Origin of the sequence: Frigoribacterium sp. VKM Ac-1396, assembly GCF_015350895.1 — a bacterium.
Classification (GTDB): Bacteria; Actinomycetota; Actinomycetes; order Actinomycetales; family Microbacteriaceae; genus Frigoribacterium.
Map to the genome: position 1 here is coordinate 516,421 of NZ_JADKSD010000001.1, position 25,844 is coordinate 542,264.

Annotated in this window: 25 protein-coding genes and 1 tRNA gene; 12 read left to right on the plus strand and 14 right to left on the minus strand. The window is 72.5% G+C overall.

All coding sequences use genetic code 11. The features are described 5' to 3' along the window. Positions 1 to 24 precede the first annotated feature (24 nt). On the minus strand, positions 25 to 747 hold the full coding sequence (locus ITJ55_RS02440) for a histidine phosphatase family protein (protein WP_194593932.1): 723 nt from the start codon (positions 745 to 747) through the stop codon (positions 25 to 27). Positions 748 to 884: 137 nt separating this feature from the next. Between ITJ55_RS02440 and ITJ55_RS02445 the strand changes: the two genes are divergently transcribed. After that, positions 885 to 1,289 carry a cupin domain-containing protein gene (locus ITJ55_RS02445; protein WP_194593933.1) on the plus strand — a complete coding sequence of 135 codons (405 nt, stop codon included), beginning with the start codon at positions 885 to 887 and terminating at the stop codon, positions 1,287 to 1,289. 147 nt (positions 1,290 to 1,436) lie between these two features. On the opposite strand, the gene ITJ55_RS02450 is transcribed toward ITJ55_RS02445, so the two are convergent. Together ITJ55_RS02450 and ITJ55_RS02455 are read right to left on the minus strand one after the other, a co-directional pair. Beyond that, entirely contained in the window at positions 1,437 to 2,297 is an 861-nt protein-coding gene (locus ITJ55_RS02450; RefSeq protein ID WP_194593934.1) for an NAD(P)H-binding protein, read from the minus strand. Between the two features lie 76 nt (positions 2,298 to 2,373). Continuing rightward, on the minus strand, positions 2,374 to 3,330 hold the full coding sequence (locus ITJ55_RS02455) for an alpha/beta hydrolase fold domain-containing protein (protein WP_370543975.1): 957 nt from the start codon (positions 3,328 to 3,330) through the stop codon (positions 2,374 to 2,376). Positions 3,331 to 3,505: 175 nt separating this feature from the next. Between ITJ55_RS02455 and ITJ55_RS02460 the strand changes: the two genes are divergently transcribed. After that, positions 3,506 to 4,906 (plus strand): NAD(P)/FAD-dependent oxidoreductase, encoded by a 1,401-nt coding sequence (locus tag ITJ55_RS02460; protein ID WP_194593936.1) that lies wholly within the window; start codon positions 3,506 to 3,508, stop codon positions 4,904 to 4,906. 17 nt (positions 4,907 to 4,923) lie between these two features. Here the strand turns inward: ITJ55_RS02460 and ITJ55_RS02465 are convergent, their stop codons facing one another. Then, a complete protein-coding gene (locus tag ITJ55_RS02465) occupies positions 4,924 to 5,592 on the minus strand; it encodes a response regulator transcription factor (protein ID WP_056256592.1) in 669 nt (222 codons plus the stop codon). 117 nt (positions 5,593 to 5,709) lie between these two features. On the opposite strand from ITJ55_RS02465, the gene ITJ55_RS02470 reads away from it, so the two are divergent. Further along, on the plus strand, positions 5,710 to 5,991 hold the full coding sequence (locus tag ITJ55_RS02470) for a GlsB/YeaQ/YmgE family stress response membrane protein (RefSeq protein ID WP_056256595.1): 282 nt from the start codon (positions 5,710 to 5,712) through the stop codon (positions 5,989 to 5,991). Positions 5,992 to 6,043: 52 nt separating this feature from the next. On the opposite strand, the gene ITJ55_RS02475 is transcribed toward ITJ55_RS02470, so the two are convergent. The 5 genes from ITJ55_RS02475 to ITJ55_RS02495 form a co-directional block, all read right to left on the minus strand. Further along, complete coding sequence (locus ITJ55_RS02475; protein WP_228497545.1) at positions 6,044 to 6,811, minus strand: FAD:protein FMN transferase; 768 nt, start codon at positions 6,809 to 6,811, stop codon at positions 6,044 to 6,046. Then, on the minus strand, positions 6,811 to 7,332 hold the full coding sequence (locus ITJ55_RS02480; protein WP_194593937.1) for an FMN-binding protein: 522 nt from the start codon (positions 7,330 to 7,332) through the stop codon (positions 6,811 to 6,813). Before ITJ55_RS02480 ends, ITJ55_RS02475 begins: the two co-directional genes overlap by 1 nt. Next, positions 7,329 to 8,783: a ferredoxin reductase family protein gene (locus ITJ55_RS02485; protein ID WP_194593938.1), complete on the minus strand. Its 1,455-nt coding sequence runs from the start codon at positions 8,781 to 8,783 to the stop codon at positions 7,329 to 7,331. The genes ITJ55_RS02480 and ITJ55_RS02485 overlap by 4 nt, the downstream gene beginning before the upstream one ends. Before the next feature lie 155 nt (positions 8,784 to 8,938). Then, positions 8,939 to 10,309, minus strand: a complete 1,371-nt coding sequence (locus ITJ55_RS02490; protein WP_194593939.1) for a HAMP domain-containing sensor histidine kinase — start codon at positions 10,307 to 10,309, stop codon at positions 8,939 to 8,941. Beyond that, complete coding sequence (locus ITJ55_RS02495) at positions 10,306 to 11,028, minus strand: response regulator transcription factor (RefSeq protein WP_194593940.1); 723 nt, start codon at positions 11,026 to 11,028, stop codon at positions 10,306 to 10,308. Before ITJ55_RS02495 ends, ITJ55_RS02490 begins: the two co-directional genes overlap by 4 nt. 221 nt (positions 11,029 to 11,249) lie before the next feature. Between ITJ55_RS02495 and ITJ55_RS02500 the strand changes: the two genes are divergently transcribed. From ITJ55_RS02500 to ITJ55_RS02510, 3 genes are all read left to right on the plus strand, one after another. Then, complete coding sequence (locus ITJ55_RS02500; RefSeq protein ID WP_194593941.1) at positions 11,250 to 11,747, plus strand: DUF2231 domain-containing protein; 498 nt, start codon at positions 11,250 to 11,252, stop codon at positions 11,745 to 11,747. Between the two features lie 94 nt (positions 11,748 to 11,841). Beyond that, on the plus strand, positions 11,842 to 12,573 hold the full coding sequence (locus tag ITJ55_RS02505) for a VIT family protein (protein WP_056256611.1): 732 nt from the start codon (positions 11,842 to 11,844) through the stop codon (positions 12,571 to 12,573). Between the two features lie 180 nt (positions 12,574 to 12,753). Beyond that, positions 12,754 to 13,158 (plus strand): tautomerase family protein, encoded by a 405-nt coding sequence (locus ITJ55_RS02510; protein ID WP_194593942.1) that lies wholly within the window; start codon positions 12,754 to 12,756, stop codon positions 13,156 to 13,158. Positions 13,159 to 13,315: 157 nt separating this feature from the next. Here ITJ55_RS02510 and ITJ55_RS02515 read toward each other — a convergent pair whose 3' ends face one another. From ITJ55_RS02515 to ITJ55_RS02525, 3 genes are all read right to left on the minus strand, one after another. Further along, entirely contained in the window at positions 13,316 to 14,656 is a 1,341-nt protein-coding gene (locus tag ITJ55_RS02515; RefSeq protein WP_194593943.1) for a low molecular weight phosphatase family protein, read from the minus strand. Positions 14,657 to 14,886: 230 nt separating this feature from the next. Further along, positions 14,887 to 14,959 (minus strand) — tRNA-Val (locus ITJ55_RS02520). 85 nt (positions 14,960 to 15,044) lie between these two features. Then, entirely contained in the window at positions 15,045 to 15,518 is a 474-nt protein-coding gene (locus ITJ55_RS02525) for a peroxiredoxin (RefSeq protein WP_056256730.1), read from the minus strand. Between the two features lie 264 nt (positions 15,519 to 15,782). Between ITJ55_RS02525 and aceE the strand changes: the two genes are divergently transcribed. The 6 genes from aceE to ITJ55_RS02555 all read left to right on the plus strand — a co-directional run bounded on the left by aceE (position 15,783) and on the right by ITJ55_RS02555 (position 23,517). Then, positions 15,783 to 18,527, plus strand: coding sequence for a pyruvate dehydrogenase (acetyl-transferring), homodimeric type (gene aceE / locus ITJ55_RS02530; RefSeq protein ID WP_194593944.1), 2,745 nt, complete (start codon positions 15,783 to 15,785; stop codon positions 18,525 to 18,527). Between the two features lie 7 nt (positions 18,528 to 18,534). Continuing rightward, positions 18,535 to 19,761: a PucR family transcriptional regulator gene (locus ITJ55_RS02535; RefSeq protein WP_370543977.1), complete on the plus strand. Its 1,227-nt coding sequence runs from the start codon at positions 18,535 to 18,537 to the stop codon at positions 19,759 to 19,761. Positions 19,762 to 19,867: 106 nt separating this feature from the next. Further along, entirely contained in the window at positions 19,868 to 20,788 is a 921-nt protein-coding gene (locus ITJ55_RS02540; protein ID WP_194593945.1) for an ACP S-malonyltransferase, read from the plus strand. Further along, positions 20,785 to 21,795: a beta-ketoacyl-ACP synthase III gene (locus ITJ55_RS02545; RefSeq protein WP_056256736.1), complete on the plus strand. Its 1,011-nt coding sequence runs from the start codon at positions 20,785 to 20,787 to the stop codon at positions 21,793 to 21,795. Before ITJ55_RS02540 ends, ITJ55_RS02545 begins: the two co-directional genes overlap by 4 nt. 81 nt (positions 21,796 to 21,876) lie before the next feature. Next, positions 21,877 to 22,125 (plus strand): acyl carrier protein, encoded by a 249-nt coding sequence (locus ITJ55_RS02550; RefSeq protein ID WP_043592609.1) that lies wholly within the window; start codon positions 21,877 to 21,879, stop codon positions 22,123 to 22,125. Positions 22,126 to 22,278: 153 nt separating this feature from the next. Beyond that, positions 22,279 to 23,517, plus strand: a complete 1,239-nt coding sequence (locus ITJ55_RS02555; protein ID WP_194593946.1) for a beta-ketoacyl synthase — start codon at positions 22,279 to 22,281, stop codon at positions 23,515 to 23,517. 114 nt (positions 23,518 to 23,631) lie between these two features. On the opposite strand, the gene ITJ55_RS02560 is transcribed toward ITJ55_RS02555, so the two are convergent. Together ITJ55_RS02560 and ITJ55_RS02565 are read right to left on the minus strand one after the other, a co-directional pair. Beyond that, the gene (locus ITJ55_RS02560; RefSeq protein ID WP_056256741.1) at positions 23,632 to 24,135 is read right to left on the minus strand and encodes a DUF3145 domain-containing protein; all 504 of its coding nucleotides are present in this window, start codon (positions 24,133 to 24,135) and stop codon (positions 23,632 to 23,634) included. 238 nt (positions 24,136 to 24,373) lie between these two features. Beyond that, positions 24,374 to 25,844 (minus strand): bifunctional 3'-5' exonuclease/DNA polymerase (locus ITJ55_RS02565; protein ID WP_194593947.1); only part of this gene is annotated, 1,471 nt, incomplete at its 5' end.

The window sequence follows — 25,844 nt, forward strand, 5'->3', positions numbered from 1 at the left end:
CTACGAGCGGCCCGACGCGGGCGCTCAGGTCGCGGCAGACTGCCCGGCGCCACCGTCGTGACCGGCCGGACCCGCGCCTCCTCCGACGGCCGCGTCGGCCGCCGGCGCCGCCTGCCGCAGCCACGAGAGGTCGCCCGAGTCGGTGTTCGTCGCGACGACGTCGGGGCGGTTCGGTCCGTAGCGCACGATCGACACCGAGGCGGGACCGACGGAGATGCGCTGGAAGAGGTCGAGGTGCATGCCGTAGGCGTCGGCCAGGATCGACTTGATGATGTCGCCGTGGCTGACGGCGACCCAGACGGCACCGGGCCCGTGCTCGGCCTCGAACGCCGCGTCGTGTCGACGGACCGCGGCGACCGCCCTCGACTGCATGGTCAGCAGCGACTCGCCGCCGGGGAACACCGCGGCCGAGGGCTGGTTCTGCACCACCGACCAGAGGGGCTCGGTCGAGAGGTCCTTGAGCGGCCGGCCCTGCCAGTCGCCGTAGTCGCACTCGGTGATGCCGCGGTCGATCGGCGTCGCCGGTGCCCCGGTCTGGCGGTCGAGGATCGCCCGCGCCGTCTGGCGGCACCGTTCGAGCGGACTCGACACGACGCCGACGAGCGGGACGACGGCGAGGCGCTCGGCCGTGCGCCGCGCCTGCTCGCGACCGACGTCGTCGAGCCGGACGCCGGCCGTCCGTCCGGCGAGCACGCCGCTCGCGTTGGCGGTGGTGCGTCCGTGCCGGACGAGGACGAGGGTGGCCATGCCCCGAGCCTAGACACCCGCGGGCCGCGCCAGCCCCGGTCCGTCGGCCCGGTGGCACCGCTGAGGGGGCACGTCAGTGCCTCTCTCGCCGGACGACCCGGGCCTAGCGTCGAGGCACCGACACGGGAAGGACCACCATGCAGATCGAACCCACCACCCCCACCGTCAAGAACCCGCCCGAGCAGTTCGCCGGCGACGTCTGGCTCGACGTGATCGCCGCGCCGCACACCGACGACCAGCGCATGACCGTCGCGACGGTCCGCTTCGCCCCGGGCGCCCGGACCGCCTGGCACTCGCACGCCCGGGGGCAGTACCTGAGGGTCACGGCCGGCGTCGCGCGCTTCGGCGACCGCGACGGCACCGTCCACGAGGTGCACGCGGGCCAGACGATCTACACCCCGCCCGGGCAGGACCACTGGCACGCCGCCGGGGGCGACGGCTTCATGGAGCACATCGCGATGCTCGAAGCCGGCGACGACCCGGCCACGACCACGACGTGGCTCGAGCACGTCTCGGACGACGACCTGGCGGGTCGCGCGTGACCGGGCGCCCGCTCGCGGCATGCGTCCCACGGCTCGCCGCCCGGCTCGTCGCCCGGCTCGTCGCCTGATCGAGGCCTACGACGGACGAGGAGGCGCGGTGCCGGGGCGACCGGCACCGCGCCTCCTCGGGGCACTCGGCGGCTCGGGCTACTCGGCCGAGGCGGCCCGGAGGCCCTCGGCCAGCGGCGTGGTCGGCCGGCCGATCAGCGCCCGGAGGTCACCGCTCGTCTCGGCGAGCAGTCCGTCGCGGATGTTGCCGTCGAGGGCGACGACGAAGCCGACTGTGCCCTCGTCGAGGCCGGCGCCGCGCAGGCGCTCGGCGTGCTGCTCGGGCGTGAGCGACTCGTAGCGGACGGGCGTGCCGGTGATGCCCGCGACGGCCTCGGCCAGCTCGTCCCAGTTCCAGGCGTGGTCGCCCGACAGCTCGAAGGTCCGCCCTGCGGTCGAGTCGTCGAGGGCGGCCACTGCCGCGGCCTCGGCGTAGTCGCGGCGGCTGGCACTCGCGACGCGGCCGTCGCCCACGCTCGCGGAGACGACGCCCGACTCACGGGCCGTGGCGACCTCGCCGGCGTAGTTCTCGGTGTACCAGCCGTTGCGCAGGACGGTCGCGGACACGCCCGACGCGGCCAGGTGCTCTTCGGTCGCCTTGTGCTCGGGCGCCAGCACGAGGGCCGAGGTCGTGGCCTTGGGGGCACTCGTGTAGACGACGCGGGCGGCCCCGGCGGCCTTCGCGGCGTCGACGACGGCGGTGTGCTGCGCCACGCGCTGCCCCACGGCGTCGCTCGAGATGAGCACCACCACGTCTCCGGCGCCGATGACGGCCGCGACGGTGTCGGGCCGCGCGTAGTCGAGCTCGGCGGTGCGCACGCCGCGCTCGGCGAGGTCGGCCAGCTTCGAGACGTCGCGCGACGTGGCGACGACGCTCTCGGGGGCGGCCCCGCGGGCGAGGAGGACCTCGACGACGAGGCGGCCGAGCTGACCGGAGGCGGCGGTGACGATCGTGGACATGGTGTTCCTTTCGGTTGCGTGACGGGGACAACGACGGGGGTGGGCCCCGTCTTCCCGGTCCGGCGGCCGTGCCGCCTCAGCGACCGAACGACCGCCGCAGGGTCCGCACGATGGCGGCCCGCGCCTCCCGGCCCGAGCGCGTCGGCAGCAGCGGGTACGCGTGCACGTCGCCCTCGCCCTCGTGCCACTCGAGGGCGACGCCCGCCCGGGCCGCCTGCTCGCGGAGGAGGTGCGCGTCGGGGTTGAGGACGTCCCGCGTGCCCGTGAACACCGTCACCGGCCCCAGCCCGGCGAGCTCGCCGAAGAGCGGGCTGACCGTGGGGTGCCGGAGGTCGAGCGAGCCACGCCAGTGCTCGGCCAGCACGCGACCGCCGGGCGTCCCGAGCCACGGGTCGGTGGGCTGCACCTCGGGGATGCGCGGGTTGCTCCAGGTGAGGTCGAGCGCCGGGGCGATCAGCACCGTGTTCGCCACGACGACGCCCGCGTCCCGCAGCGCCAGGGCGGCCGAGAGCACGATCTGACCGCCGGCCGAGTCCCCCGCGAGGGCGACCGGGCCGTCGGCCGAGGTGACCAGGTCGACGAGGCCGACCCGCGCCTCCTCGGCGGTGCCGAAGGGGACCAGCGGGTAGATGGGCAGGACGACGGTCGCGCCCACCTCGGCGGAGAGCTGCGCGGCGAGGTGCCAGTGCTGCGAGACGATCTCGCCCACCCAGCCACCGCCGTGCGCGTAGACGATGGTGCCGTGCGAGGCGCCGTCACGCCGGGTGATCGTGTAGACCGGCCAGCCGCCGCGCTGCGCGACGTCGACCCGGACGTCGTCGCGCAGGGTCGCCGGCGGGCCGAACGGTGCCGGTCGCAACGAGCGCTGTCGGATGCGCCGCCGAGCGCCCGCGGCGGTGACGAAGGTGCGGTTCGCGTGCGTGGCCCGCAAGAAGAAAGGGACGAGCGCGCGGGGCAGGACGAGCCTCGCGGCCAGGGGCACGCGGACCCCCGAGGAGGCGCGGGCGGGTTCACGGGTCGGGCTCGGCTTCACGGCCGCGACGCTACTCGTGCCCGGCCCGGTGAGCCCCACGAGCACCGTCGGTCCCGTGGACGGCCCCCACGTCGACGCACGACGCCCCTTGGCCCCGGGGGCGTCCGGGCCGCCGCGCATGTGCGGCTGGTTGAGTGCACCCGAACGTTCGACCGCACGAAGGGGTAGGCAGCACATGGGCATCTCGGAGAAGGACTACGACGTCGCCGTCATCGGCGCGGGCCCCGCGGGCACCGCCGCGGCCCTGCGCGCGGCCGAGCTCGGGGCACGGGTCGTCGTCCTCGAGGCGGCACGTGTCGGCGGCACCTGCGTCAACACCGGGTGCGTTCCCACCCGGGTGCTCGCCAAGACGGCGCGGCTGATCCGCGAGACCCGGCACGCCGACGTGTACGGCGTCGACGTCGCTCCCCCGACGATCGACTGGGCGGCGACCGTCGCCCGCGTCCGGGAGCGCGTCGACCGGGTGCGCTCGATCAAGCGCGAGGCCGAACGCTTCGAGGCCGCCGACGTCGAGCTGGTCCACGAGGGCCGCGCCCGGTTCGTCGACGACAGCACCCTCGTCCTCGACAGCGGACGGACGATCTCGGCGGAGTCGATCCTGATCTGCGTCGGAGGGCACTCGCGACGGCTGCCCATCCCCGGTGCCGAACTCGCCACGGTGCCCGAGGACGTCCTCGACCTGCCGACCCTGCCGCGCCGGGTGGCCGTGATCGGTGCGGGCAACACGGGTGCCCAACTCGTGACCGTCTTCGACGCGTTCGGCAGCGACGTGACGTTGCTCGACCTCGCCCCTCGCGTGCTGATGGCCTCGGACGCCTCGATCTCGGAGGTCGTCGCCGGGGCGTTCGCCGAGCAGGGCATCGACGTGCGGACCGGCATCGACGGCGTCGAGAGCCTCGCCCGCGCGGACGACGGCTCGATCACGCTGACCTGGCGGCAGGACGACGACATGCTCTCGGCCGACTTCGACGTCGTCGTCATGGCCACCGGCTGGCCGGCCGACGTGGACGACCTCGGGCTCGAGAACGCCGGCATCGAGGTGGTCCGGTCGTCGATCCCCGCCGACCGGTACTTCCGGACGGCGGTGCCGCACGTGTTCGCGGTCGGCGACGCCAACGGCCGCGACATGCTCGTGCAGGCGGCGCAGTTCGAAGGCGAGGCGGCGGCCGAGAACGCCGTCCTCGGGGCGAACCGTCGGACGCCGCACCACCTGCTGCCCGCCGGCGGGTTCACCGACCCCGACTACGCCGGCGTGGGCCTCACCGAGGAGCAGGCCCGCGAGGCGGACGAGGGCTGCGTCGTCGTCACCATCCCGTACTCGAGCGTCGATCGCGCCGTGATCGACGACCGCGAGACCGGCTTTCTCAAGCTGATCGCCGACCGGCGTCGCGACCTGGTGCTCGGCGCCCACGCCGTCGGCGAGAGCGCCGTCGAGGTCGTCCAGGCGGTCACCACCGCCATGGCGGGCGGCGTCGACGTCGCGACCCTGGCCGACGTCCGGTTCGCCTACCCGACCTACAGCGCCGTGATCGGCATGGCCGCCCGGGCCGTGCTCGCCACCCGCACCGACCGGTAGGAGGCGCGGGTCACGACTCAGGGACCGCCCAACCAGTGGTCGATGCGGTGGTGGTCGGGGCGGAAGCCGTTCTCGACGCCCCACAGCACGGCCTGCGTGCGGCTCGTGGCGCCGATCCGTCGGTAGACCGAGCGGATGTACGACTTGACCGTGTTCGGGCTCAGGTAGGTCAGCGCCGCGACCTCGGCGTTGCTCTTGCCCTGGGTGATGAGGGCGAGTATCTCGGATTCGCGGTCGGTGATGCCCTCGCCGCGACCGGGCCAGTCGAGGCCCGGCGCGCTCGGCGCCCGCCCCCGCACGTCGCTGACGACCTGCTCGCCGCGGTGGACCGCCTCGAGCGCCTCGACGAGCTCGCGCGCGGTGAGGGTCTTCGACAGGTACCCGTGCACGCCCTGCGCCAGGGCCGCCTCGACGAGCTCGGGGTGGAAGTTCCAGGTGTAGACGACGACCTTGCCGGCCGCGGGGTTGGCGACGAGCTCGGCGAGTTCGTGGTGGTCGGACTCGGGCTGGGCGAAGGAGTCGTAGAGCACGACGTCGACCCGGTCGGACAACGCCGTCGTCGCGTCGATCTCGGCCACGACCACCCGGTCGCGGTACCGGTCGAAGAGGTGCGCGAGACCGGCGAGCACGACGTCGTAGTCGTCGACGAGGGCGACGGTGATCGATCGGGTCGGTGCGAGGGGCATGACGACACCATCCCACCCCGAGGGGTGTGCCGCCACCTCCCCAGGGGTGGTCTGCTGTGTCATGCGACGCCAGGGCACCGCCGGTGCCCGTCGCTCCCCTCCTGGAAGGAGAAGACCATGATCGGTCTCATCATCAGCCTGCTCGTCGTCGGCCTCATCGCGGGGTTCATCGCCCGGGCGGTCGTCCCCGGCCGTCAGAGCCTCTCGATCGTCATGACGATCGTGCTGGGCGTCATCGGCTCGTTCGTGGGCGGGTTCCTCGGGTTCCTGCTGTTCCAGCACGACCCCACGGACGGGTTCTTCCAGCCCGCCGGCATCATCGGCTCGATCATCGGCGCGATCGTCGTCCTCGCGATCTGGGTCGCCGTCTCGGGTCGCCGCAGCACCGCGCGCCGCTGAGCGACGGCCCCGCCGGGTGCGCCGAACCGCACCCGGCGCGCGGCCGCGCGCTTCACCGCCCCGGCTCCGCGCTGACCTCGCAGGCCGGCCACCAGCCCAGGGTGCCGGGGGTGCCCGACAGGACGCCGTCACGGTCGACCGTCGCGACGTCGACGTCCCACGCGTCGGTGATGCCGTCGAGGTCGTCCGGCGTTCCGGCCAGGATCGCCGTCGCCAGCACGTCGGCCGTGACCAGGTCGTCGGCGCACACCGTCACCTGCGTGAAGACCGCACCCGACTCGCGTCGCCACACGTGCTCGCCGCGCTCCGCCGTACCCGACGTCGCCACGGCCCGGCGGTGCCCCGTCAGCTCGACGACGCCGAGCAGGGCGTCCCGACGGCCGGGGTCGACCACGCCGCAGCGCCACGGCTCGTGACGCGCGTCGACGGCCTGCCCGCCCCGGCCGAGCACGTCCCCGCCGACCCCGAGCAGCCACGACTCCGACGTCTCGTCGAGCACACGGCCGGCCTCGTCGGTCGCGAGGGCCTTGACGAGACCCGACAGGTCGACCACCCCGTCGGGCCGGTGGGGCGTGAACGCTCCCCGGGTGGCCGCCCGCCAGCCGAGGGCCTGTGCGTACACCTCGCGCACCAGCGGCGACGCGTCGGGCAGCGCCAAGCGTCCGTGGGCCATCCGGTCGAGCTCAGAGTCGGCATGCCAGAGGCTGAAGACGCCCTCCCACCGCTCGAAGACGCCGAGCACCTCGCTCCACGCCTCGTCGCCGGGGTCGTCGGGCGCGTGCAGACTCGCGACCGTGCCCATCACCCGCGCCGTGCGCATCACAGGCCGGCCTGGTCGAGCGCCGACTGCAGCGACGTCAGGTAGCCCTGGCTCGTGTAGGTCGCGCCACTGACCATCTGGACGTTCGCCGACCCCGCGGCCAGCGCCTCCTGCCGCAGGATCGGGGCGGCCCGGTTGCTGATCTGCACCGAGCGGCCACCGTCGTTCGTGAGCTGCACGGCGGTCACGTCGGCGAGGGCTCCCCCGGTGACCGTGACAGCCACCTGCACCGGGCCGTAGGGCGTCCGGCTCACGACGCCGGTGTAGGTCCCGTCGACGACGGCCGGGGCCGCGGGGGCCGGAGCCGGAGCGGTGGCGGCCGGTGGCGCGGTCGACGGCGGGACCGTGGTCGGCGACGGGGACGCCGTCGCACCGGCGGCAGTCGACGCGGTCGGCCCCGGCACGACCGGAGCCGTGGCCGTCGTCCCGGGCGAGACCTGCGACGCCTGCCCGACCTGCCAGCCCAACACGAGCACGACCGCCGAGGTGACGACCCCTGCCACCCGGCCGCGGACGCTCACGAGTTGAACCTCTCGAGGTGGATGCGGTGCTCGGGCACGCCCTCGGCCCGGGCGTCACGCACGACGAGGTCGCTCCAGGCGGGCGGTCCGCAGACGTAGAGGTCGGACTCGTCGAGGTGCGGGAATACGCTCCGCAGGGTGACGCCCCGCGCGACGGCCTCCGCCGACCGCCAGGTCGACCCGTGCGACGGTCGGTGGCCGACCATGGAGTACACGGCCGTGCCCGACCCACGCCCCAGCTCGACGACCTCGTCCCACAGGTACGCCTGCGAAGCATCGGAGGCGCGTAGCAGCACCGTGGCCTCGCCCGGTCGCAGCGTGGCCGAGTCCACGAGCGTGCGCACCGGGGTGACGCCGATCCCCGAGGCGATCACCGCGAGGTACGGCTTGGTCCGGGCGTCGTCGGTGAACAGGCCGTAGGGGCCCTCGAGCGACACGCGCGTCCCCCGACGCAGGCGCCCCAGGCGAGCCGAGCCGGCGCCCAGGTCACGCACGGTGATGCGTGCGGCGTCGCGGGTCGGCATCGCCGAGAACGAGACGGGGTGCGCGTGCCACCAGGTCGAAGCCGACCAGAACCGCCAGATGCCGTACTGGCCGCCCCGGACGCCGAGCCGGTCGAGGTCGTGGCCGGTCAGGTGGATCGACACGACGCCCGGCGCGATCTCGACCACGTCGACGACCCGCACCCGGTGTCGGAGGCTCACGACGGCCGGCCGGACGAACCGGAACCAGCCGATCGATCCGACCGCGAGGGCGTAGAGGGCGATCCAGTAGGCGCGCTGCGGCGTGCCCGTCGCCATCACGCTGCCCGCGCTCAGCTGGTGCGGCAGCGCGACGAGCACGGCGGCGTAGGTCAGCAGGTGGACGACGTGCCAGGCCTCGTAGGGCCAGCGCCGGCGAACGACGACGAGGGACGAGACGACCACCATGACGAACAGCAGCAGCGAGAGGTACGCGAGGGGCGCGTCGGCGATGCCGCCGAAGATCGAGACGGTCTCGGCGACCGGGTCGACCCCGTCGGCGAGGGCGTAGCCGACGGTGATGAGGGCACCGTGGGTCAGCAGCAGGTACAGCACGGGCTTGCCGAGCGAGCGGTGCACGGCGAGGGCGTGGTCGTGACCGACCGTGCGGTCGATCCACGGGATGCGGGCGGCCAGCACGATCATCACCAGCACCAGGTCGGTCGCGACGAGCCCGGCGACGATGCCGGCCGCGGTGACGACGCTCGCGACGTCGACGTCGACGACGGTCGCCGCGCCACCGGAGGACAGCCACAGGGCGACGGCCAGGGCCACGGACGCCCAGCAGGCGGTCTGGAGGCCGTCGGCCGCGACCGATCGACGGCGCCAGGCCCGACGTCGACGGCGGGCGTCGGGAGCCGGCCCGGGGGTGGGTCGAGGCGGGGCCGGGTGCGGCGGGGTGCCACGGGGTGCCGTGCGGGTCGTCGTCATGGTGGGCCTCCGGTCGGGCCCGACGGGCCGAGCGTGGAGCCTCGACCCGCCGGGGTGGTCCGAGACTCGCGGGCTCGCCCATGAGAGGACTCCGAACGGCCGCCCCGTCGCCTTCGAATGCTCACATCGGCCGGGGGCTCCGGGCCCCGAGGCGATCAGCCCCGAGGAGGCACGGTGATGGTCGCGCGCGCACCCCCGCCGGGCTCGTTGACGAGGGCCGCCCGGCCGCCGGCCCGCCGAGCGACGGCCTGGACCAGCGCGAGGCCCAGTCCGCTGCCCCCGCTGGAGGCCCGTGACGGGTCGGCGCGCGAGAACCGGTCGAAGGCCACGGTCAAGAAGTCCTCGGGCACGCCCGGGCCGTCGTCGACGACCGACACGACCAGTCGACGGTCGACCGTCTGCCCGACCGAGACGGTGATCGACCGGGCGGCCGGTCGAACCGAGAGCGCGTTCGCCACGAGGTTGTCGAGCACCCGTCCGAGGGCGGTGACCGACAACGCGTAGCCGACGGCCTCGTCAGGCACGTCGACCTCGAGGTCGACGGCCGAGCCGGGGGCGTCGCCGCCCGGGCCGGCCAGCACCCGGGCCCGGTCGACGGCCGCCATGGCCTCGGTGACGAGGTCCGCGCCCGTGACGACCTCGGTCGAGGCCACCTCGGTCGACTCGAGCCTCGAGAGCTCGAGCAGGGTCGAGGCCAGTGCCGTGAGCCGGGCCACGGTCTGCTCGGCCGAGAGCAGCTCGCGCTCGAGGGCCGCCGCGTCGCCGAACTCGCGGTGGGCCAGTTCGAGCCGGGTGGTCAGCACCGCCAAGGGCGTGCGCAGCTCGTGGCTGGCGTCGCTGACCATCTGCCTCTCGCGATCGGCGCTCTGCCGGACGCGCTCGACGAAGGCGTTCAGCGTCCGCGCGAGCGCGCTGAGCTCGTCGTCCACCGGCCCCACGGGCAGCAGGTCGCCGCCCGGCTCGTGGCTGAGCGATTCGGCGGCGCGGCGCATGCGGGTGACCGGCCGCAGCGACACGGTCGCCAGGAGCCAGGCGGCCACCGCGATGGCCGCCAGGGCCAGCACCGAGCCGGCCACCAGCGAGCGGTCGATCGCCCGCAGGGTCAGGTCACCGGCCTCGCCGCTGCGCGCGGCCCAGACCTGGAACGTCCCGGCGCTCGTGTCGACCCGCTCGCCCACGACCGTGTACCCGACGCCGTCGGCCTCCTCACGCAGCACGACGTCGCCCGGGGTGCGACGTTCGAGGGGTTCGTGCAGGTCGCGCGGCATGGAGTTCACCAGGGTGCGCCCGTCCGGGGACTCGATGCTGACGAGCACGCCCTCGGACGGCTCGTCGGGCGTCTCGTCGGGGTTCGTCGTCAGGTCGGCGACGAACGCGCGCAGGTCGCTCGTCGCCAACGTGACCTCGCTGTCACGGGTGACCGAGCGCACCTGCACGTGCAACACCGAGGCGATGGCGACGAGCACGACGGCGGCGACCACGACGCTGCCCACGGTGATGCGGGCGCGGATCGACAGGCGCCTCACGCGGGGTCGCCCGGCCCGGAGGGCACGACGTCCGCCCGGTAGCCGCTGCCGCGCACCGTCGTGATGACGACGTCGGCCCCTGCGGCCGAGAGCTTCTTGCGCACGTAGCTGACGTACTGGTCGACGATCGAGGGGTCGAAGTGCTCGTGCGAGCCCCACACCTCGTCGAGCACCTCCGTCCGCGACACGACGATGCCGGGGCGTCGTGCGACGAAGCGCAACAGACCGAACTCCTTCACGCTGAGCGGCATCGACCGGCCGTCGGCGGTGGCCCGCAGGGCGATCGAGTCCATGCGCAGCCCGCCCAGGGCGACGATCGTCCGCTCGTCGGAACCGCGCCTCCTCAGCTGGGCCCGGAGCCGGGCGCTGAGCTCGGCGACCGCGAACGGCTTGGTGAGGTAGTCGTCGGCGCCGGCGTCGAGCCCGAAGATGCGGTCGTCGAGCGCGTCCCGTGCCGTGATCATGATGACCGGCAGGGTCGCGCCGGCCTCGCGGAGGCGGCGACAGACCTCGAAGCCGGTCATGCCCGGCAGCATCACGTCGAGCGCGGCCGCGTCGAAGGGCGGGACGTCGGTGCCGTCGTCGGGCGAGGGGGCGAGCGCGAGCAGGGCGTCGAGTCCGGTCGTGACGAGCTGCACGTCGTACCCGTCACCGACGAGGCCACGTTCGACGAGTGCGCCCATCTCGGGGTCGTCCTCGGCGAGCAGGATGCGGGGCATGCGTCGTGTCTACGGGACGCGCGGCAGGTCGGCAAGCCGACCCGCGCCTCCCGGGACCTCCGCCTCTCCCCCCCGGCCGACGACGGCGCAACATGTGAACATTCGAAGACCAGGAGGCGCCCTCGGCCGAGGCACGGCGCTTACGGTCGGAACTCCCCCGTCCCGCACCCCGAGAGGTCACGCATGCGCCCCACCACCCCCCTGCACGACGAGCTGCTCCGATGAACTGGGAGCTCAACGGGCTGCCGTTGCACCCGCTGATCGTGCACTTCGTGGTCGTGGCCTTCCCCGGGGCCGCCCTGCTCCTGCTGCTGTCGGCATTCTGGCCGGCAGCCCGTCGACAACTGGGCATCATCACGCCGCTGCTCGCCCTGGCGTCGCTCATCGCCGTGCCCCTCGCCACCTCGTCGGGCGAGTCGCTCGAGGAGAAGGTCGACGGCAGCGCCCTTCTCGAGACCCACACCGAACTCGGCGACACACTTCTGCCGTGGGCCATCGCCGTCTTCGTCGTGGCGGCGGCGCTCTGGGCCTGGCAGCACTACGTGGTGACGCCCGACGCCCAGCGCCCGCACCCGACGCTCAAGGCGACGACCCGGCGCGGCGCGACGATCGTGCTGAGCGTCCTCGTCGTGGTCGCGTCGGTGGGGGCGATCGTCACGACGGTGCGCATCGGCGACTCGGGGGCGAAGGCCGTCTGGTCGGACTCGAGCGAGGGGTGAGGCCCGACCGCGCCGGACCGGGCCCGGCCGGTCGCCCGGTCAGGGCAGCCTCTGCTTGCTGGCGGCACCGTCACGAGAGTGCTGTGCTGACCGCATGACCGAGTCCACGTCCCCGCTGCCGACCCACGACGACGAACCCCACACCGGCAGCCTGTCCGGTCGCCTCAACTGGCTGCGCGCCGGCGTGCTGGGTGCCAACGACGGCATCGTGTCGGTGGCGGCCATCGTGGTCGGCGTCGCCGGGGCGACCTCGTCGACCTCGGCTATCGCGACCGCGGGGGCCGCCGGTCTCGTCGGAGGCGCGATCTCGATGGCACTCGGCGAGTACGTGTCGGTGAGCAGCCAGAGCGACAGCCAGAAAGCACTGATCGCCAAAGAGCGAGCCGAACTCGAGGCCGACCCTGAAGCCGAGTTCGAGGAGCTGACCGCCCTCTGGCGAGCTCAGGGCCTGTCGGACGAGACGGCCACCCGGGTCGCGACCGAGCTGACCGAGAAGGACGCCCTCGCCGCACACCTCTCGGCCGAACTGCACATCGACGAAGACGACGTGGTCAGCCCCTGGCACGCGGCCCTGTCGTCGGCGATCGCCTTCTTCGCGGGGGCGATCCTGCCGATGCTGGCCGTGCTCCTGCCCCCGGCAGGCCTGCGCGTGCCGATCACGTTCGTCGTCGTCCTGCTCGCCCTCGCCGCCACCGGTGCCCTCGGAGCCCGACTCGGCGGGGGCGGGGTCGGCCGGGCCACGGTGCGCGTCGTCGTCGGCGGTGCGATCGCCCTCGCGGCGACGTTCGTGATCGGCAGGTTGCTGGGCACCAGCGGCCTGGTCTGACGACCCAGCCGGTCCTCGAAGCGCGAGGCTCTCTTCGGACGGGCCCGACACACACTGCACGGCGGCGAGACGATCCGAACCCGCACAGGTGCGCGGATCAGGGCGCCGCGACGTCGCGGCGAGTACGCCTGGATGTCGCGGCCCCCTCGGGTCGCCTCCCCCCGTCACCGAAGGACTGCCATGCCTCTCATCCGCATCGACCTCGTCGAGGGTCGCTCCGACGACCAGATCGCCGCCATCGGCGACACCCTGATGGCCACCCTCGTCGACGTCCACGGCCTGCCCGAGCGCGACCGCTTCCAGATCGTGACCGAGCACCCGGTGGGCCGGTTGACCGCGCTCGACGTCGGCCTCGGCATCGACCGCTCCGAGCAGGTCGTGATCATCCAGATCTTCACCCAGGAGGGCCGTAGCACCGACGAGAAGCAGGCCTTCTTCGCCGCGCTCGCGGCGGGTCTCGCCGAGGTGGGCGTCGCCGGGGAGGACCTCGTCATCGGCTTCGTCGAGAACACCGCCGCCGACTGGTCCTTCGGCTTCGGACGCGCCCAGTACGTCACGGGCGAACTCGCCACGCCGGGCAGCTGACCTCGCCCCGTCCGGATGCCAGCCGGCATCCGTCACGTCGAGGCCACGGATGACCGTTTCACGGCTGGCCTGCAGGCGTGGGAGGCGCTGAGTTGCGATGGGCCGACGTCCGCGGCCCAAGGGGCGATGACGCGGGCTGACCCGATGGCAGGCCCCGCTAGACGACCTCCCCCGCCCACTGCGTCGCGAGGTCCGGGTAGACGCGGAGTGCCGCGGCCGGCACGACCTCCCAGGAGCGACGGTCCTCCTCTGAGAAGCGCATCTCGGCCATGGCGGGGTACTCGCCGGCCAGGCCACGGGGCCACTGGTCGAACGGGTGGTCGTGGTCGCGCTGAGCCGTCCCCGATGCGCGCAGGGCGTCGCGCTGCTCCGGCGACAGGGGCCGGAGGACGCCCGCGCCCTCGAGCCACTCGACGACGCGAGCGAGGCTCTCTTCGGCCCGGGCCTGTTCGGTGTCGGTGACCGCGCGCCATCGGAGCTCGGCCTGGAGCGCCGTCTCCGCCGCGCCGACCGACGCCAGCCACGGCATGGTGAGCCCAGGGGCGAACCGTCCCCGGCCGTTGACGCTCGCGGCCGTGAACGGGGCGTCGGCGATCTCGACCAACAGCCGGGCCTCGGCCGTCGCGAACCACTCGGCGACGTCGTCGGTGAGCAGCGGATACGCGATGCTCGCCCTCCCCGCGGCCACGGTCGCCCGCTGCCGCGGGATCGTGCGGTCGCGGAGCGCGAGCGACGTCCGGTCGAGCCCCAGGTCGGTGGCGAGCTGCTCCACGCGCCCCTTCAGGTCGTCCCGGATCGTCAGGACGGCGAGGAGGTCGGCCCCGATCGGGTCGGGCACGTCCCAGTCGAGCACGGGGGTGCCACGGGGCACGGGGAAGGAGTCGGGGCAGCCGATGCGCACGATGAGGTCTGCGGCCCTCACCGGTGCCGCCATGACCTTGGCCGGCGCCTGCTCGATCTCGACGGGGGCCTTGTCCATTCCCATCACCACGATCACGTCCCGCTGCACGACCGGGCTCACGGGCCCCTCCTGCGGCGCGACGCCCCGGGCCTCGACGATGAACGCCGCCCCGTCGAGGGCCCGCAGGTACGCGGCGGCCATGACGCTCCGCCCGATGCCCCGAGGGCTCACGACCATGACGCGGGGGATGCGGTCGCTCTGGAGGACGGCCGCGAAGGAGGCGCGCTGGGCGGCGCTGATGCGAGGTCGCCCCGGGGCGGAAGCGCCCCGGGATGCGGCGGCGACGGCGGCGCGCCGACGGACGGCACGGATGAAGCGGATCTCACGGGCGTACAACACCCCGAACGCGGTGGAGAACCCGAGGCACGCGAGGGAGCCGACGTACCCGAGGACGACGCGGAACCAGAGCGCCCCCGCGACCGGCCAGCCCTCCGCGAGTCGCGCTCGCTGCTCGACGTCGGGGAAGAGCCAGGCGTTCGTGCTGATCACGGCGACGACGATGGCGAGGACGGGGAAGACGGGAAGGCACCACAGCATCCTCCGTTGCGCCTCGGTCACGATGCTCGCCCTGGTGGCGTCACGACGACATCCCCTTCCCCATGGCGAGACCCGCGTCTGCCCCTGACGATGCTGGCGGAGGCAGCAGCCACGGTCTATCCCGCATCAGGGGGCCAGCCACCGACATCATCGAGAGAGTGCTTCCGCACGTCGAGCGAGGCTGACCAGGGCCAGGACGTCGTCCTGGGTGGTTCGAGGCAGGTGCCCGGTGGGCCCTACCGGGCTCGAACCGATGACATCCACGGTGTAAACGTGGCGCTCTACCAACTGAGCTAAAGGCCCTCGCGCCGGTGCGAGCCGGGCGAGCGAGTCCAGGTTAGCGGGTGGTCGGACCGGCCCGCGCCTCCTGGGCCGATGTTGGACCCGGTCAGGCGGTGACGGGGACGAGCAGGTCGAGCGCGGCGCGGTAGTCGGCGAGCGAGCGCTCTTGACCGGGCTCGGTGCCGAAGTGCTCTCGGATGACGCCGTCGACGTCGATCAAGAACGTGGTGCGCGTCGCGAAGCCCTTGTTCTCGAGGAAGACCCCGTACTCTTTCGAGACCTCGCCGTGCGGCCAGAAGTCGGCCAGCAGGGTGAAGTCGTAGCCCTTCTCCTCGGCGAACGCGCGCAGCGTGGCCTTCGAGTCGACCGAGACGACCATCAGTTCGACCCGGTGGTCCTGGAACATCGCGAGGTTGTCGCGCAGCGTGCAGAGCTCTTTCGTGCAGGTGCTGCTGAACGCCAGGGGGAAGAACACCAGGGCCACGGGCTTGACACCCCGGAAGTCGCTCAACCGAACTCGTTCGCCGAATTGGTTCGGCAGGTCGAAGTCGGGAGCCTGGATGGCGTTCTCCAGAGCCATGGGTGCGTTCCTCTCACGTCGACCCGGGCGGTCGGCGACTGACACGATCGCCGATCCTACGCCTCACGCGTCGGTTTTCACACGACGGCGTGGCCGGGCGTTCCCAGCGCGTGCCGAGCCTGTGTCGGTCGGGGCAACTAGAGTGGGCGGGTCAGGCGGAGTGCGTCTCGGAACCCGGGCACGACGGGCCTGACATCTGTTTGTCCACTCCACGCGGTGGCCTTCCAAGAGACGGCCGCTCAACACAGATGATTGAGGTCAAGGGTGACGGTTAACGATCAGGACCCGTACACGGTCGACAAGGCCGATCGCGATCCCGAAGAGACCGCCGAGTGGCGTGAGTCGCTCGACGCTCTGGTGAAGACGCAGGGTCACGAACGTGCCCGAGAGATCATGAAGAGCCTGCTCACCCGGTCGAGCGAGCTGCACCTCGGGGTGCCCATGGTGCCGAAGACGGACTACGTCAACACCATCGCCCCCGAAGACGAGCCCGAGTTCCCCGGCGACGAAGAGCTCGAGCGCCGTTACCGCAAGTGGGTCCGCTGGAACGCCGCCATCACGGTGCACCGCGCCCAGCGCCCGGGCATCTCGGTCGGTGGCCACATCTCGACCTACGCCTCGTCGGCCGCGCTCTACGAGGTCGGCAACAACCACTTCTTCCGCGGCCAGGACCACTCCGGCGGCGGCGACCAGGTGTTCTTCCAGGGCCACGCATCCCCCGGCATGTATGCCCGTGCCTACCTCGAGGGCCGTCTCGGCACCGACCAGCTCGACGGCTTCCGCCAAGAGAAGTCGCACGCGTCGGGCGGACTCAGCTCGTACCCGCACCCTCGCCTCATGCCCGAGTTCTGGCAGTTCCCGACCGTGTCGATGGGCCTCGGCCCGATCAACGCGATCTACCAGGCGCAGGTCGCCAAGTACCTCACCAACCGCGGCATCAAGGACGCCAGCGACCAGCAGGTCTGGGCGTTCCTCGGCGACGGCGAGATGGACGAGGTCGAGAGCCGCGGCCAGCTGCAGGTGGCGGCCAACGAGGGCCTCGACAACCTGAACTTCATCGTCAACTGCAACCTCCAGCGCCTCGACGGCCCGGTCCGTGGCAACGGCAAGATCATTCAAGAGCTCGAGTCGTTCTTCCGCGGTGCCGGCTGGAACGTCATCAAGGTCGTCTGGGGTCGCGAGTGGGACGACCTGCTCGCCGCCGATTCGAGCGGTGCGCTGCTCAACCTGATGAACACCACGCCCGACGGCGACTTCCAGACCTACAAGGCCGAGAGCGGCGGCTACGTCCGCGACAACTTCTTCGGCCGCGACCCCCGCGCCCTCGAACTCGTCAAGGACTACTCCGACGACGACATCTGGAACCTCAAGCGCGGCGGCCACGACTACCGAAAGGTCTACGCCGCGTTCAAGGCCGCGACCGAGCACAAGGGTCAGCCCACGGTCATCCTCGCCAAGACGGTCAAGGGCTACGGCCTCGGCCCGTCGTTCGAGGGCCGCAACGCGACGCACCAGATGAAGAAGCTCACGCTCGACAACCTCAAGCAGTTCCGTGACGAGCTCCGCATCCCGATCAGCGACGCCCAGCTCGACGAGAACCCCTACCTGCCGCCGTACTACCACCCCGGTCAGGACGACGACGCCATCCAGTACATGCAAGAGCGTCGTCGCGCGCTCGGCGGCTACGTCCCCGAGCGCCGCACCAAGTACACGCAGATCGCCGTCCCCGAGGCGAAGACCTACGACGTCGTCAAGAAGGGATCGGGCAAGCAAGAGGTCGCTACCACGATGGCCTTCGCCCGTCTGCTGAAAGACCTGCTGCGCTCCCCCGACTTCGGTCACCGAATCGTGCCGATCATCCCCGACGAGGCGCGCACGTTCGGCATGGACGCGTACTTCCCGACGTCCAAGATCTACAACCCGAACGGCCAGCACTACACGTCGGTCGACCGAGAACTGCTGCTCGCCTACAAAGAGAGCCCGCAGGGTCAGATCATCCACGTCGGCATCAACGAGGCCGGTGCGTTCGCCGCCTTCACCGCCGTCGGCACCTCGTACTCGACCCAGGGCGAAGCACTCATCCCGGTGTACGTCTTCTACTCGATGTTCGGGTTCCAGCGCACGGGCGACGCCATGTGGGCTGCGGGCGACCAGATGGCCCGCGGCTTCATCATCGGAGCCACCGCCGGTCGCACGACCCTGACCGGCGAGGGCCTGCAGCACGCCGACGGCCACTCGCTGCTGCTCGCGTCGACGAACCCCGCGGTCGTCTCGTACGACCCCGCCTTCGGCTACGAGCTCGGCCACATCGTCAAGTCGGGCATGGACCGCATGTACGGCACCGACGAGCACGGCAACGCGTCGCACGCCGACCCGAACGTCATGTACTACATCACCGTCTACAACGAGCCGATGGCTCAGCCCGTCGAGCCCGAGGGCCTCGACGTCGACGGCGTCGTGCGCGGCATCTACAAGCTCAAGGCCGCCGAGAACCTCGGCCCCCGTGCCCAGTTGCTCGCCTCGGGCGTCGGTGTGCCGTGGGTCCTCGAGGCCCAGCAGCTGCTCGCCGACGACTGGAACGTCGCGGCCGACGTCTGGAGCGTCACCAGCTGGAACGAACTGCGACGCGACGGCCTGGCCGCCGACGAGCACAACTTCCTGCACCCGAACGACGAGCCCCAGACCGCGTACGTCACCGAGAAGCTGCAGGGCGCCGAGGGCCCGTTCATCGCCACCAGCGACTTCATGGCGGCCGTGCCCGACCAGATCCGCGAGTACGTGCCCGGCGACTACCTGACGCTCGGGGCCGACGGCTTCGGCTTCAGCGACACCCGTGCCGCAGCCCGCCGGTTCTTCAAGATCGACGGCCCCTCGGTCGTCGTCCGCACCCTGCAGGCCCTGGCTCGCCGCGGTGAGGTCGACCCGGGCGTGGTGCAGCAGGCCATCGACCGCTACCAGCTGCACGACGTCACCGCCGGCACGAGCGGCACCGCCGGCGGGGAGGCCTGACGACCCCGTGAGCGCCGAGCGGGTGCCCACGTCGCCCCTGCAGCCGTCTGCGGCCACGAAAGAGCGCACGCTCGCGTGGCTGCGGACGGTCTCGGGCGAGTTGTCCACCGCGACCATCAAGCGCCTCGAAGAGACGCTGCCCTGGTACGGCGACATGCCCCCCGGGCGCCGCTCGGCCGTCGGCCTCGTCGCCCAGGCCGGCATCACCTCGTTCATCAGCTGGTTCGCCGACCCGCGGTCCACCCCCTGGATCGCCGCCGACGTGTTCGGCTCGGCCCCGCGCGAACTGCTGCGCTCGGTCAGCCTGACGCAGACGCTGCAACTCATCCGCATCACCGTCGAGGTCGTCGAAGAACGCGTCAAAGACGGTGACGACTCGCTGCGCGAGGCGATCCTGCTCTACTCGCGCGAGATCGCCTTCGCTTCGGCCGACGTGTACGCCCGGGCCGCCGAGGCACGCGGGCTCTGGGACGCCCGACTCGAGGCGCTCGTCGTCGACTCGATCCTGAGTGGCGAGTACGACGACGAGCTGCCGAGCCGCATCGCCGCCCTCGGCTGGCACGGTCACGGCGAGGTCGCCGTGCTCGTCGGGACGGCTCCGCGCATGCTCGACGTCGACATGCTCCGGCGCACGGCTCGTCACCGCGAGGCCGACGTGCTGATCGGTGTTCAGGGCAGCCGACTGGTTCTCGTGATCGGGCGGGCCGATCCGCTCGACGAGAACGGCGCCTCCTCGTCCCACCCGAGCTTCACCGAGATCGCTCGCGCCCTCGAACCCGGCTTCGGCGACGGGCACCTCGTGCTCGGTCACGAGGTGCCGAGCCTCGTCGACGCGTCGAAGAGCGCCAAGGCGGCCCTGGCCGGCTTCGCCGTCGCCCGGGCCTGGCGCAACGCCCCCCGCCCCGTGCTGGCCGACGACCTGCTGCCCGAACGGGCACTGGCCGGCGACCCGGTGGCGCGGTCCAGCCTCGTCAACCGCATCTACAAGCCCCTCAAGGCCCATTCGACCGAACTGCTCACCACCCTCTGGTGCTACCTCGACAACGGTCGCTCGCTCGAGGCCACGGCACGCGAGCTCTTCGTCCACCCCAACACCGTGCGCTACCGGCTCAAGCGCGTGACCGACGTCATCGGGTGGGACGCCACCGGAGCCCGCGAGGCACTCATCCTGCAGTCGGCCCTCGTCCTCGGCTCGATCGCCGACCCCGACGGGTCGGGCGCCCGGCGCAAGTGACCGCCCACCGACGAGCCCACCCTGCTGTGTGCTTCGACAACGTTCGCCCGCATCTTTGGTCGAGTTGCTACACCGCGCACGTGCCCTTCGTTGGCATGATGGTCCAGTGATCGTTGTCGTAGCGCCCGGTCAGGGCTCCCAAACTCCCGGATTCCTCGAACCCTGGCTGGCCGATCCCGACCAGCGTGCCCTGCTGGCGTCGCTCTCCGACGCCGCCGGCGTCGACCTCGTCGCCCACGGCACGACGTCGGACGCCGACACCATCCGCGACACGGCCGTGGCCCAGCCCCTGATCGTCGCGGCCGGCATCCTCACCGCGCAGGCGCTCTTCCGCCGCGTCGAGAGGTCGGCCGTGGCCGGCGTCGCCGGTCACTCGGTCGGCGAGTTCACCGCCGCGGCCGTGAGCGGTGTCCTGACCGACGTCGACGCCGTCACCCTCGTCGCCGAACGCGGCCGGGCCATGGCCGACGCGGCCGCCCTCGTCGAGACCGGCATGAGCGCCGTCCTCGGTGGCGACGAGGCCGACCTGCTCGCCCGCCTCGACGCCCTCGGGCTCTCCCCCGCGAACTACAACGGCGGCGGCCAGATCGTCGTCGCCGGCGAGACCACTGCCCTGGCCGAGCTCGCCGCCGACGCCCCGGCCAAGAGCCGCGTCGTGCCGCTCCAGGTCGCCGGCGCCTTCCACACGCGCTTCATGCAGCCCGCCGTCGAACGCCTCCGGGCGGCCGCCGCCACCGTCACGGCGAGCGACCCCACGCTGACGCTCTGGACGAACCACGACGGCAGCACCGTCGCCTCGGGCGACCGGTTCGTCGAGCTGCTCGTGGGCCAGGTCTCGTCGCCCGTCCGGTGGGACGCGACCATGTCGTCGTTCGCCGACGCCGGCGTCACGGGCATCGTCGAACTCGCACCGGCCGGTGCCCTCACCGGCCTCGCCAAGCGTGCGCTGAGGGGCGTCCCCTCGGTCGCCGTCAAGACCCCCGACGACCTCCAGGCCGCCGTCGACCTCATCGAGGGAGCAGCATGACCACCCCCCAGCTCAACCAGACCACCGGTGCGCAGTTCACCCGCATCTACGCCCTCGGTGCGGCCCGCGGCGAGAACGTCGTCCCGAACGCCGACATCGTCGAGCCGATCAACTCGTCCGACGAGTGGATCCAGCAGCGCACCGGCGTCATCACCCGCCGTCGTGCAGGCAAGGACGTCAAGGTCGTCGACCTGGCCGAGGCCGCCGCGACCGAGGCCATCGCCAAGTCGGGCATCCGCCCCGACCAGATCGGTGCCGTGCTCGTCTCGACCATCGGCGCCGGCGTCGTGACCCCGTCGGTCGCCTCGTTGCTGGCCGAGCGCGTCGGGGCGAACCCCGCCGCGGCCTACGACATCTCGGCCGCCTGCGCCGGCTTCACCTACGGCATCGCGCAGGCCGACTCGTTCGTGAAGTCCGGCCTCGCAGAGTACGTGCTCGTCGTCGGTGCTGAGAAGCTCAGCGACGTCATCGACCCGACCGACCGCACGATCTCGTTCCTGCTCGCCGACGGCGCCGGTGCGGCCATCGTCGGCCCGTCCGAGAGCGCGGGCATCGGCCCGACCGTCTGGGGCTCCGACGGCTCGAAGTGGGACGCCATCGGCATGACCGCCACCATGACCGAGTACCGCGACGGCGCGGGCGAGGTCGCCTGGCCGACCCTGCGTCAAGAAGGCCAGACGGTCTTCCGCTGGGCCGTGTGGGAGATGGCGAAGGTCGCCAAAGAGGCCCTCGAGCGTGCCGGGGTGACCGCGGACCAGCTCGCGGCCTTCGTGCCGCACCAGGCCAACATGCGCATCATCGACGAGTTCGCCAAGCAGCTCGGCCTGCCCGAGTCCGTCGTGATCGGTCGTGACATCGCGACCACCGGCAACACCTCGGCCGCGAGCATCCCGCTCGCGACCCACCGACTGCTCGACGAGCACCCCGAGCTGAGTGGCGGCCTCGCCCTGCAGATCGGTTTCGGTGCCGGACTCGTGTTCGGCGCCCAGGTGGTCGTGCTGCCCTAGCGCGCCGCTGCCCGCCCGACCCCGGGGCGCTGTATAGGCTTTACCCCGGTCACAACGACACCCCCTCAAGGAGACAACACCATGGCACTGTCCACCGAAGAAGTCCTCGCCGGCCTCGCCGAGCTCGTCAACGACGAGACCGGGATCGCCACCGACACCGTCGAGATGGACAAGTCGTTCACCGACGACCTCGACATCGACTCGATCTCGATGATGACGATCGTCGTCAACGCCGAAGAGAAGTTCGACGTCAAGATCCCCGACGAAGAGGTCAAGAACCTCAAGACCGTCGGCGACGCCGTCACGTACATCCACAAGGCGCAGAACTAAGACGTCGGCTGCCCGGTCGCCCACGCGGCGACCGGGCCCCGCCGCTGTGCCCTCGACGCCGTCGACCCTCCGCCACCAGCCTCGGCTGCCGCCCGGGTCACGGCGTCGTCGTACATCGGCCCCCACCGACCGGCCCTCCCAGAAGGAACGTCAATGACCAAGAAGATCGTCGTCACCGGGCTCGGAGCCACGAGCCCGCTCGGTGGCACCGCCACCGAGACCTGGCAGAACCTGCTCGACGGCCAGTCGGGCATCACCACGCTCGAGCAGGACTGGGTCGCCAAGTACGACCTGCCCGTCACCTTCGCCGGGCAGGCCCGCACGCCCTCGGCCGACGTGCTCGACCGTCGCGAGACCAAGCGGCTCGACCCCTCGAGCCAGTTCGCCCTGACCGCCGCCCGCGAGGCCTGGGCCGACGCCGGCTCGCCCGAGGTCGTCCCCGAGCGCTTCATCGTCGACTGGGCCACCGGCATCGGCGGCGTCTGGACCCTCCTCGACGGCTGGGACACGCTGCGCGAGAAGGGCCCCCGTCGCGTCCTGCCGATGACCGTGCCCATGCTCATGCCGAACGGGCCCGCCGCGGCCATCTCGATGAGCCTGGGCGCGCGTGCCGGCGCCCGCACGGTCGTCTCGGCCTGCGCCTCCAGCACCGAGTCGATCGCGATGGCCTACGAGCACCTGCAGTCGGGCCTCGCCGACATCGCCGTCGCCGGCGGGTCCGAGGCGGCCATCCACCCGATGCCCATGGCCTCGTTCGCCGCCATGCAGGCCCTCTCGAAGCGCAACGACGACCCGGCCACCGCCTCGCGTCCGTACGACGTGACGCGCGACGGCTTCGTCCTCGCCGAGGGCGGCGCCGCCCTCGTCCTCGAGACCGAAGAGCACGCCCTCGCCCGTGGGGCCCGCATCTACGCCGAGCTGATCGGCGGCGCGGTCACGAGCGACTCGTACCACATCACGGCTCCCGACCCCGAGGGCACCGGGGCCGCCCGGGCCGTCATCGCGACGCTCGAGAACGCCGGGGTCGACCGCGACCAGGTCGTCCACGTCAACGCGCACGCGACGAGCACGCCCGTCGGCGACATCGCCGAGTACCACGCCATCAAGCGCGTCTTCGGCGACCACACCTCGAAGCTGATCGTCTCGGCGACGAAGGCGGCCACCGGCCACCTGCTCGGTGGTGCCGGCGGCATCGAGGCACTGTTCACCGTCAAGGCCCTGCACGAACGCCTCGCCCCGCAGACCATCAACGTCACGCAGATGGACGACGAGATCGACATGGACGTCGTCGTCGACGAACCCCGCCGCCTCCCCGACGGCGAGATCGTCGCGATCAGCAACTCGTTCGGCTTCGGCGGCCACAACGCCGTCGTCGGGTTCCGCTCGGTCTGACCCCAGGCGACAGCGCAGGAGGCGCGGGGGGGGGGGGGGGCTTTCCCCCCCCCCCCGCGCCTCCTGCGTCGTCACCCGGCCGCGCGGGGCGCACCTCGCCCGAGCGGTGGCGGGTCAGCCGACCTTGTGCAGCCAGACGACGGGGTTGCCCTCGCCGCTGTAGCGGAAGGGTTCGAGCTCGTCGTCCCACGCCTGCCCGAGCGCGAGGCGCAGCTCGCGGTGCAGTTCGAGGGCGTTCGACCCGGCGATCTCCATGGCGTAGCGGATGCGGTCCTCGGGGATCACGGTGTTGCCAGCCGTGTCGGTCTGCGCGAAGAACACCCCGAGGTCGGGCGAGTGCATCCAGCGACCGCCGTCGGTGGCCTCGCCGGGATCTTCGGTCACCTCGTAGCGCAGGTGCTCCCAGCCACGGAGGGCCGAGGCGATGCGCGCGCCGGAGCCCTCGTCGCCCTGCCACGAGAACTCGGTGCGCTGGGCGCCGGGCAGCACGGGCTGGTCGACCCAGGCGAAGTTCACGCCGTGCCCGAGGGCACGACCGACGGCCCACTCGACGTGTGGGCACAGTGCACGAGGGGACGAGTGCACGTAGAGCACTCCCCGAGCGGTTGCAGCAGCCACGATTCCTCCATCTGGTTCAGGTGCGACTTCCCCATCGACCTGTCAGACGTGACTCGTGTGCGTTCTTCGATTGTGCGGGCCGGGGCCCGATGACTCACGGGCCGAGGCCCGTCCTGTGAAGTATGACCGACCGACCTGAGAAATCACAACTGTGTAACACCTGCGAACGCGGGGCCGGACCCGGGCGGGTCGTCGCGGGCGATGGGCGGGTCAGCCCTCGGGCCCCGGGCCCCGGGCGTCACTTCGCCTGCGAGTAGTCGTCGACGACCGCGACCGTCACCGGGAACGCCACCGGCGCCTCGCCGAACAGCAGCCGTCCGGCCTCGACCGCGCTCTCGGTCACCAGGTCCGCCACCTCGTCGGCCACTGCCGCGGGGGCGTGCACCACGACCTCGTCGTGCAAGAAGAAGACGAGGTGCGGCGCGTCGACCGCGGCGCCCCACCGGGCGTGCAGACGTCGACGGAGGGCGCCCATCCAGCACAGGGCCCACTCGGCCGCCGTCCCCTGCACGACGAAGTTGCGGGTGAAGCGTCCCCACGAGCGGGCGTCGCGATCGGCCGGGCGCACGCCCATCTCGGGCGGGAGGGCCCCGGCGGCGGCCCCGACGGCCCCCGGGTCGTCGCTCGGCCGGGGCGAGCTGCGCCCGAGCAGCGTGTCGACGACTCCCCCGGCCTCGCCCGTGCGGGCCGCGGCCTCGACCAGCGCCATCGCGTCGGGGAACCGTCGGGCCAGGCGCGGCACGAGCCGCCCGCTCTCGCCCTGCGTCGCCCCGTACATGGCCCCGAGCATGGCCACCTTCGCCTCGGCCCTCGACGCGACGGCGCCGCTGGCGACGATGCCCTCGTAGAGGTCCCCCGCCCCCGCCCGCGCCATCGCTCGGTCGCCGGACAGCCCGGTCAGGATGCGCGGCTCGAGTTGCGAGGCGTCGGCCACCACGAGCCGCCAGCCGGGGTCGGCGACGACGGCACCGCGGACCGCCCTCGGCAACTGCAGCGCGCCTCCTCCGCTGGTGGCCCAGCGGCCGGTGACGACGCCGCCGGGCACGTAGTCGGGGCGGAAGCGTCCGTCGCGCACCCAGGCGTCGAGCCACGTCCACCCGTTGGCCACGAGCAGCCGCTGCATCTTCTTGTAGCGCAGCAGGGGCTCGATGGCGGGGTGCTCGTGCCGTTGGAGCTCCCACTGGCGGGTGGACTGGACGAGGACGCCCGCCCGGTTCAGCGCCCTGACCAGCTCGGCCGGGGAGTCCGGGTTGAGGTCGGGGGCGTCGAGGGCCCGCCGCACCTCGTCGAGGGCCGTGCGCATGCGGGCCGGGCGCTCGCCCGGCGACGGCCGTGGCCCGAGGGCGGCGGTGAGCAGCTCGTCGTGCACCCGGGGCGACCACGGGATGCCCCGGTGCCGCATCTCGACGGCGATCAGCGCCCCGGTCGACTCCGCGGCGACGAGCAGTTCGAGCCGACCGCGCGTCGGCGACGCCTCGACGGCCTCGCGCTGCGCCACGAACTCGCCCACCGGGTCGGGCAGCGATTCGGGCACGACCTCGAACAGGCCGTCCGACTCACCGGGTGCAGCCTGGGTGACGTCCCAGGGCCCCGGTCGGGGTCCACCTGACGCGAACCCGGGCGTCGCCGTCGACGCCCTCAGGACGGCGTGCACGAGCCGCAGGTCGACGCAGCGGGCCACCGTCACCCCGGCGTCGAGGAGGCGCGGG

What these genes read in the sequence shown, in the direction of transcription:
- ITJ55_RS02555 (WP_194593946.1), top strand. Translation starts at nt 22,279, where the DNA reads ATGACCAAGAAGATCGTCGTCACCGGGCTCGGAGCCACGAGCCCGCTC.
- ITJ55_RS02545 (WP_056256736.1), top strand. Translation starts at nt 20,785, where the DNA reads ATGACCACCCCCCAGCTCAACCAGACCACCGGTGCGCAGTTCACCCGC.
- ITJ55_RS02515 (WP_194593943.1), bottom strand. Translation starts at nt 14,656, where the DNA reads ATGCTGTGGTGCCTTCCCGTCTTCCCCGTCCTCGCCATCGTCGTCGCC.
- ITJ55_RS02450 (WP_194593934.1), bottom strand. Translation starts at nt 2,297, where the DNA reads ATGTCCACGATCGTCACCGCCGCCTCCGGTCAGCTCGGCCGCCTCGTC.
- ITJ55_RS02460 (WP_194593936.1), top strand. Translation starts at nt 3,506, where the DNA reads ATGGGCATCTCGGAGAAGGACTACGACGTCGCCGTCATCGGCGCGGGC.
- ITJ55_RS02485 (WP_194593938.1), bottom strand. Translation starts at nt 8,783, where the DNA reads ATGACGACGACCCGCACGGCACCCCGTGGCACCCCGCCGCACCCGGCC.
- ITJ55_RS02495 (WP_194593940.1), bottom strand. Translation starts at nt 11,028, where the DNA reads ATGCCCCGCATCCTGCTCGCCGAGGACGACCCCGAGATGGGCGCACTC.
- ITJ55_RS02475 (WP_228497545.1), bottom strand. Translation starts at nt 6,811, where the DNA reads ATGCGCACGGCGCGGGTGATGGGCACGGTCGCGAGTCTGCACGCGCCC.
- ITJ55_RS02505 (WP_056256611.1), top strand. Translation starts at nt 11,842, where the DNA reads ATGACCGAGTCCACGTCCCCGCTGCCGACCCACGACGACGAACCCCAC.
- ITJ55_RS02510 (WP_194593942.1), top strand. Translation starts at nt 12,754, where the DNA reads ATGCCTCTCATCCGCATCGACCTCGTCGAGGGTCGCTCCGACGACCAG.
- ITJ55_RS02470 (WP_056256595.1), top strand. Translation starts at nt 5,710, where the DNA reads ATGATCGGTCTCATCATCAGCCTGCTCGTCGTCGGCCTCATCGCGGGG.
- ITJ55_RS02550 (WP_043592609.1), top strand. Translation starts at nt 21,877, where the DNA reads ATGGCACTGTCCACCGAAGAAGTCCTCGCCGGCCTCGCCGAGCTCGTC.
- ITJ55_RS02525 (WP_056256730.1), bottom strand. Translation starts at nt 15,518, where the DNA reads ATGGCTCTGGAGAACGCCATCCAGGCTCCCGACTTCGACCTGCCGAAC.
- ITJ55_RS02445 (WP_194593933.1), top strand. Translation starts at nt 885, where the DNA reads ATGCAGATCGAACCCACCACCCCCACCGTCAAGAACCCGCCCGAGCAG.
- ITJ55_RS02500 (WP_194593941.1), top strand. Translation starts at nt 11,250, where the DNA reads ATGAACTGGGAGCTCAACGGGCTGCCGTTGCACCCGCTGATCGTGCAC.
- ITJ55_RS02465 (WP_056256592.1), bottom strand. Translation starts at nt 5,592, where the DNA reads ATGCCCCTCGCACCGACCCGATCGATCACCGTCGCCCTCGTCGACGAC.
- ITJ55_RS02440 (WP_194593932.1), bottom strand. Translation starts at nt 747, where the DNA reads ATGGCCACCCTCGTCCTCGTCCGGCACGGACGCACCACCGCCAACGCG.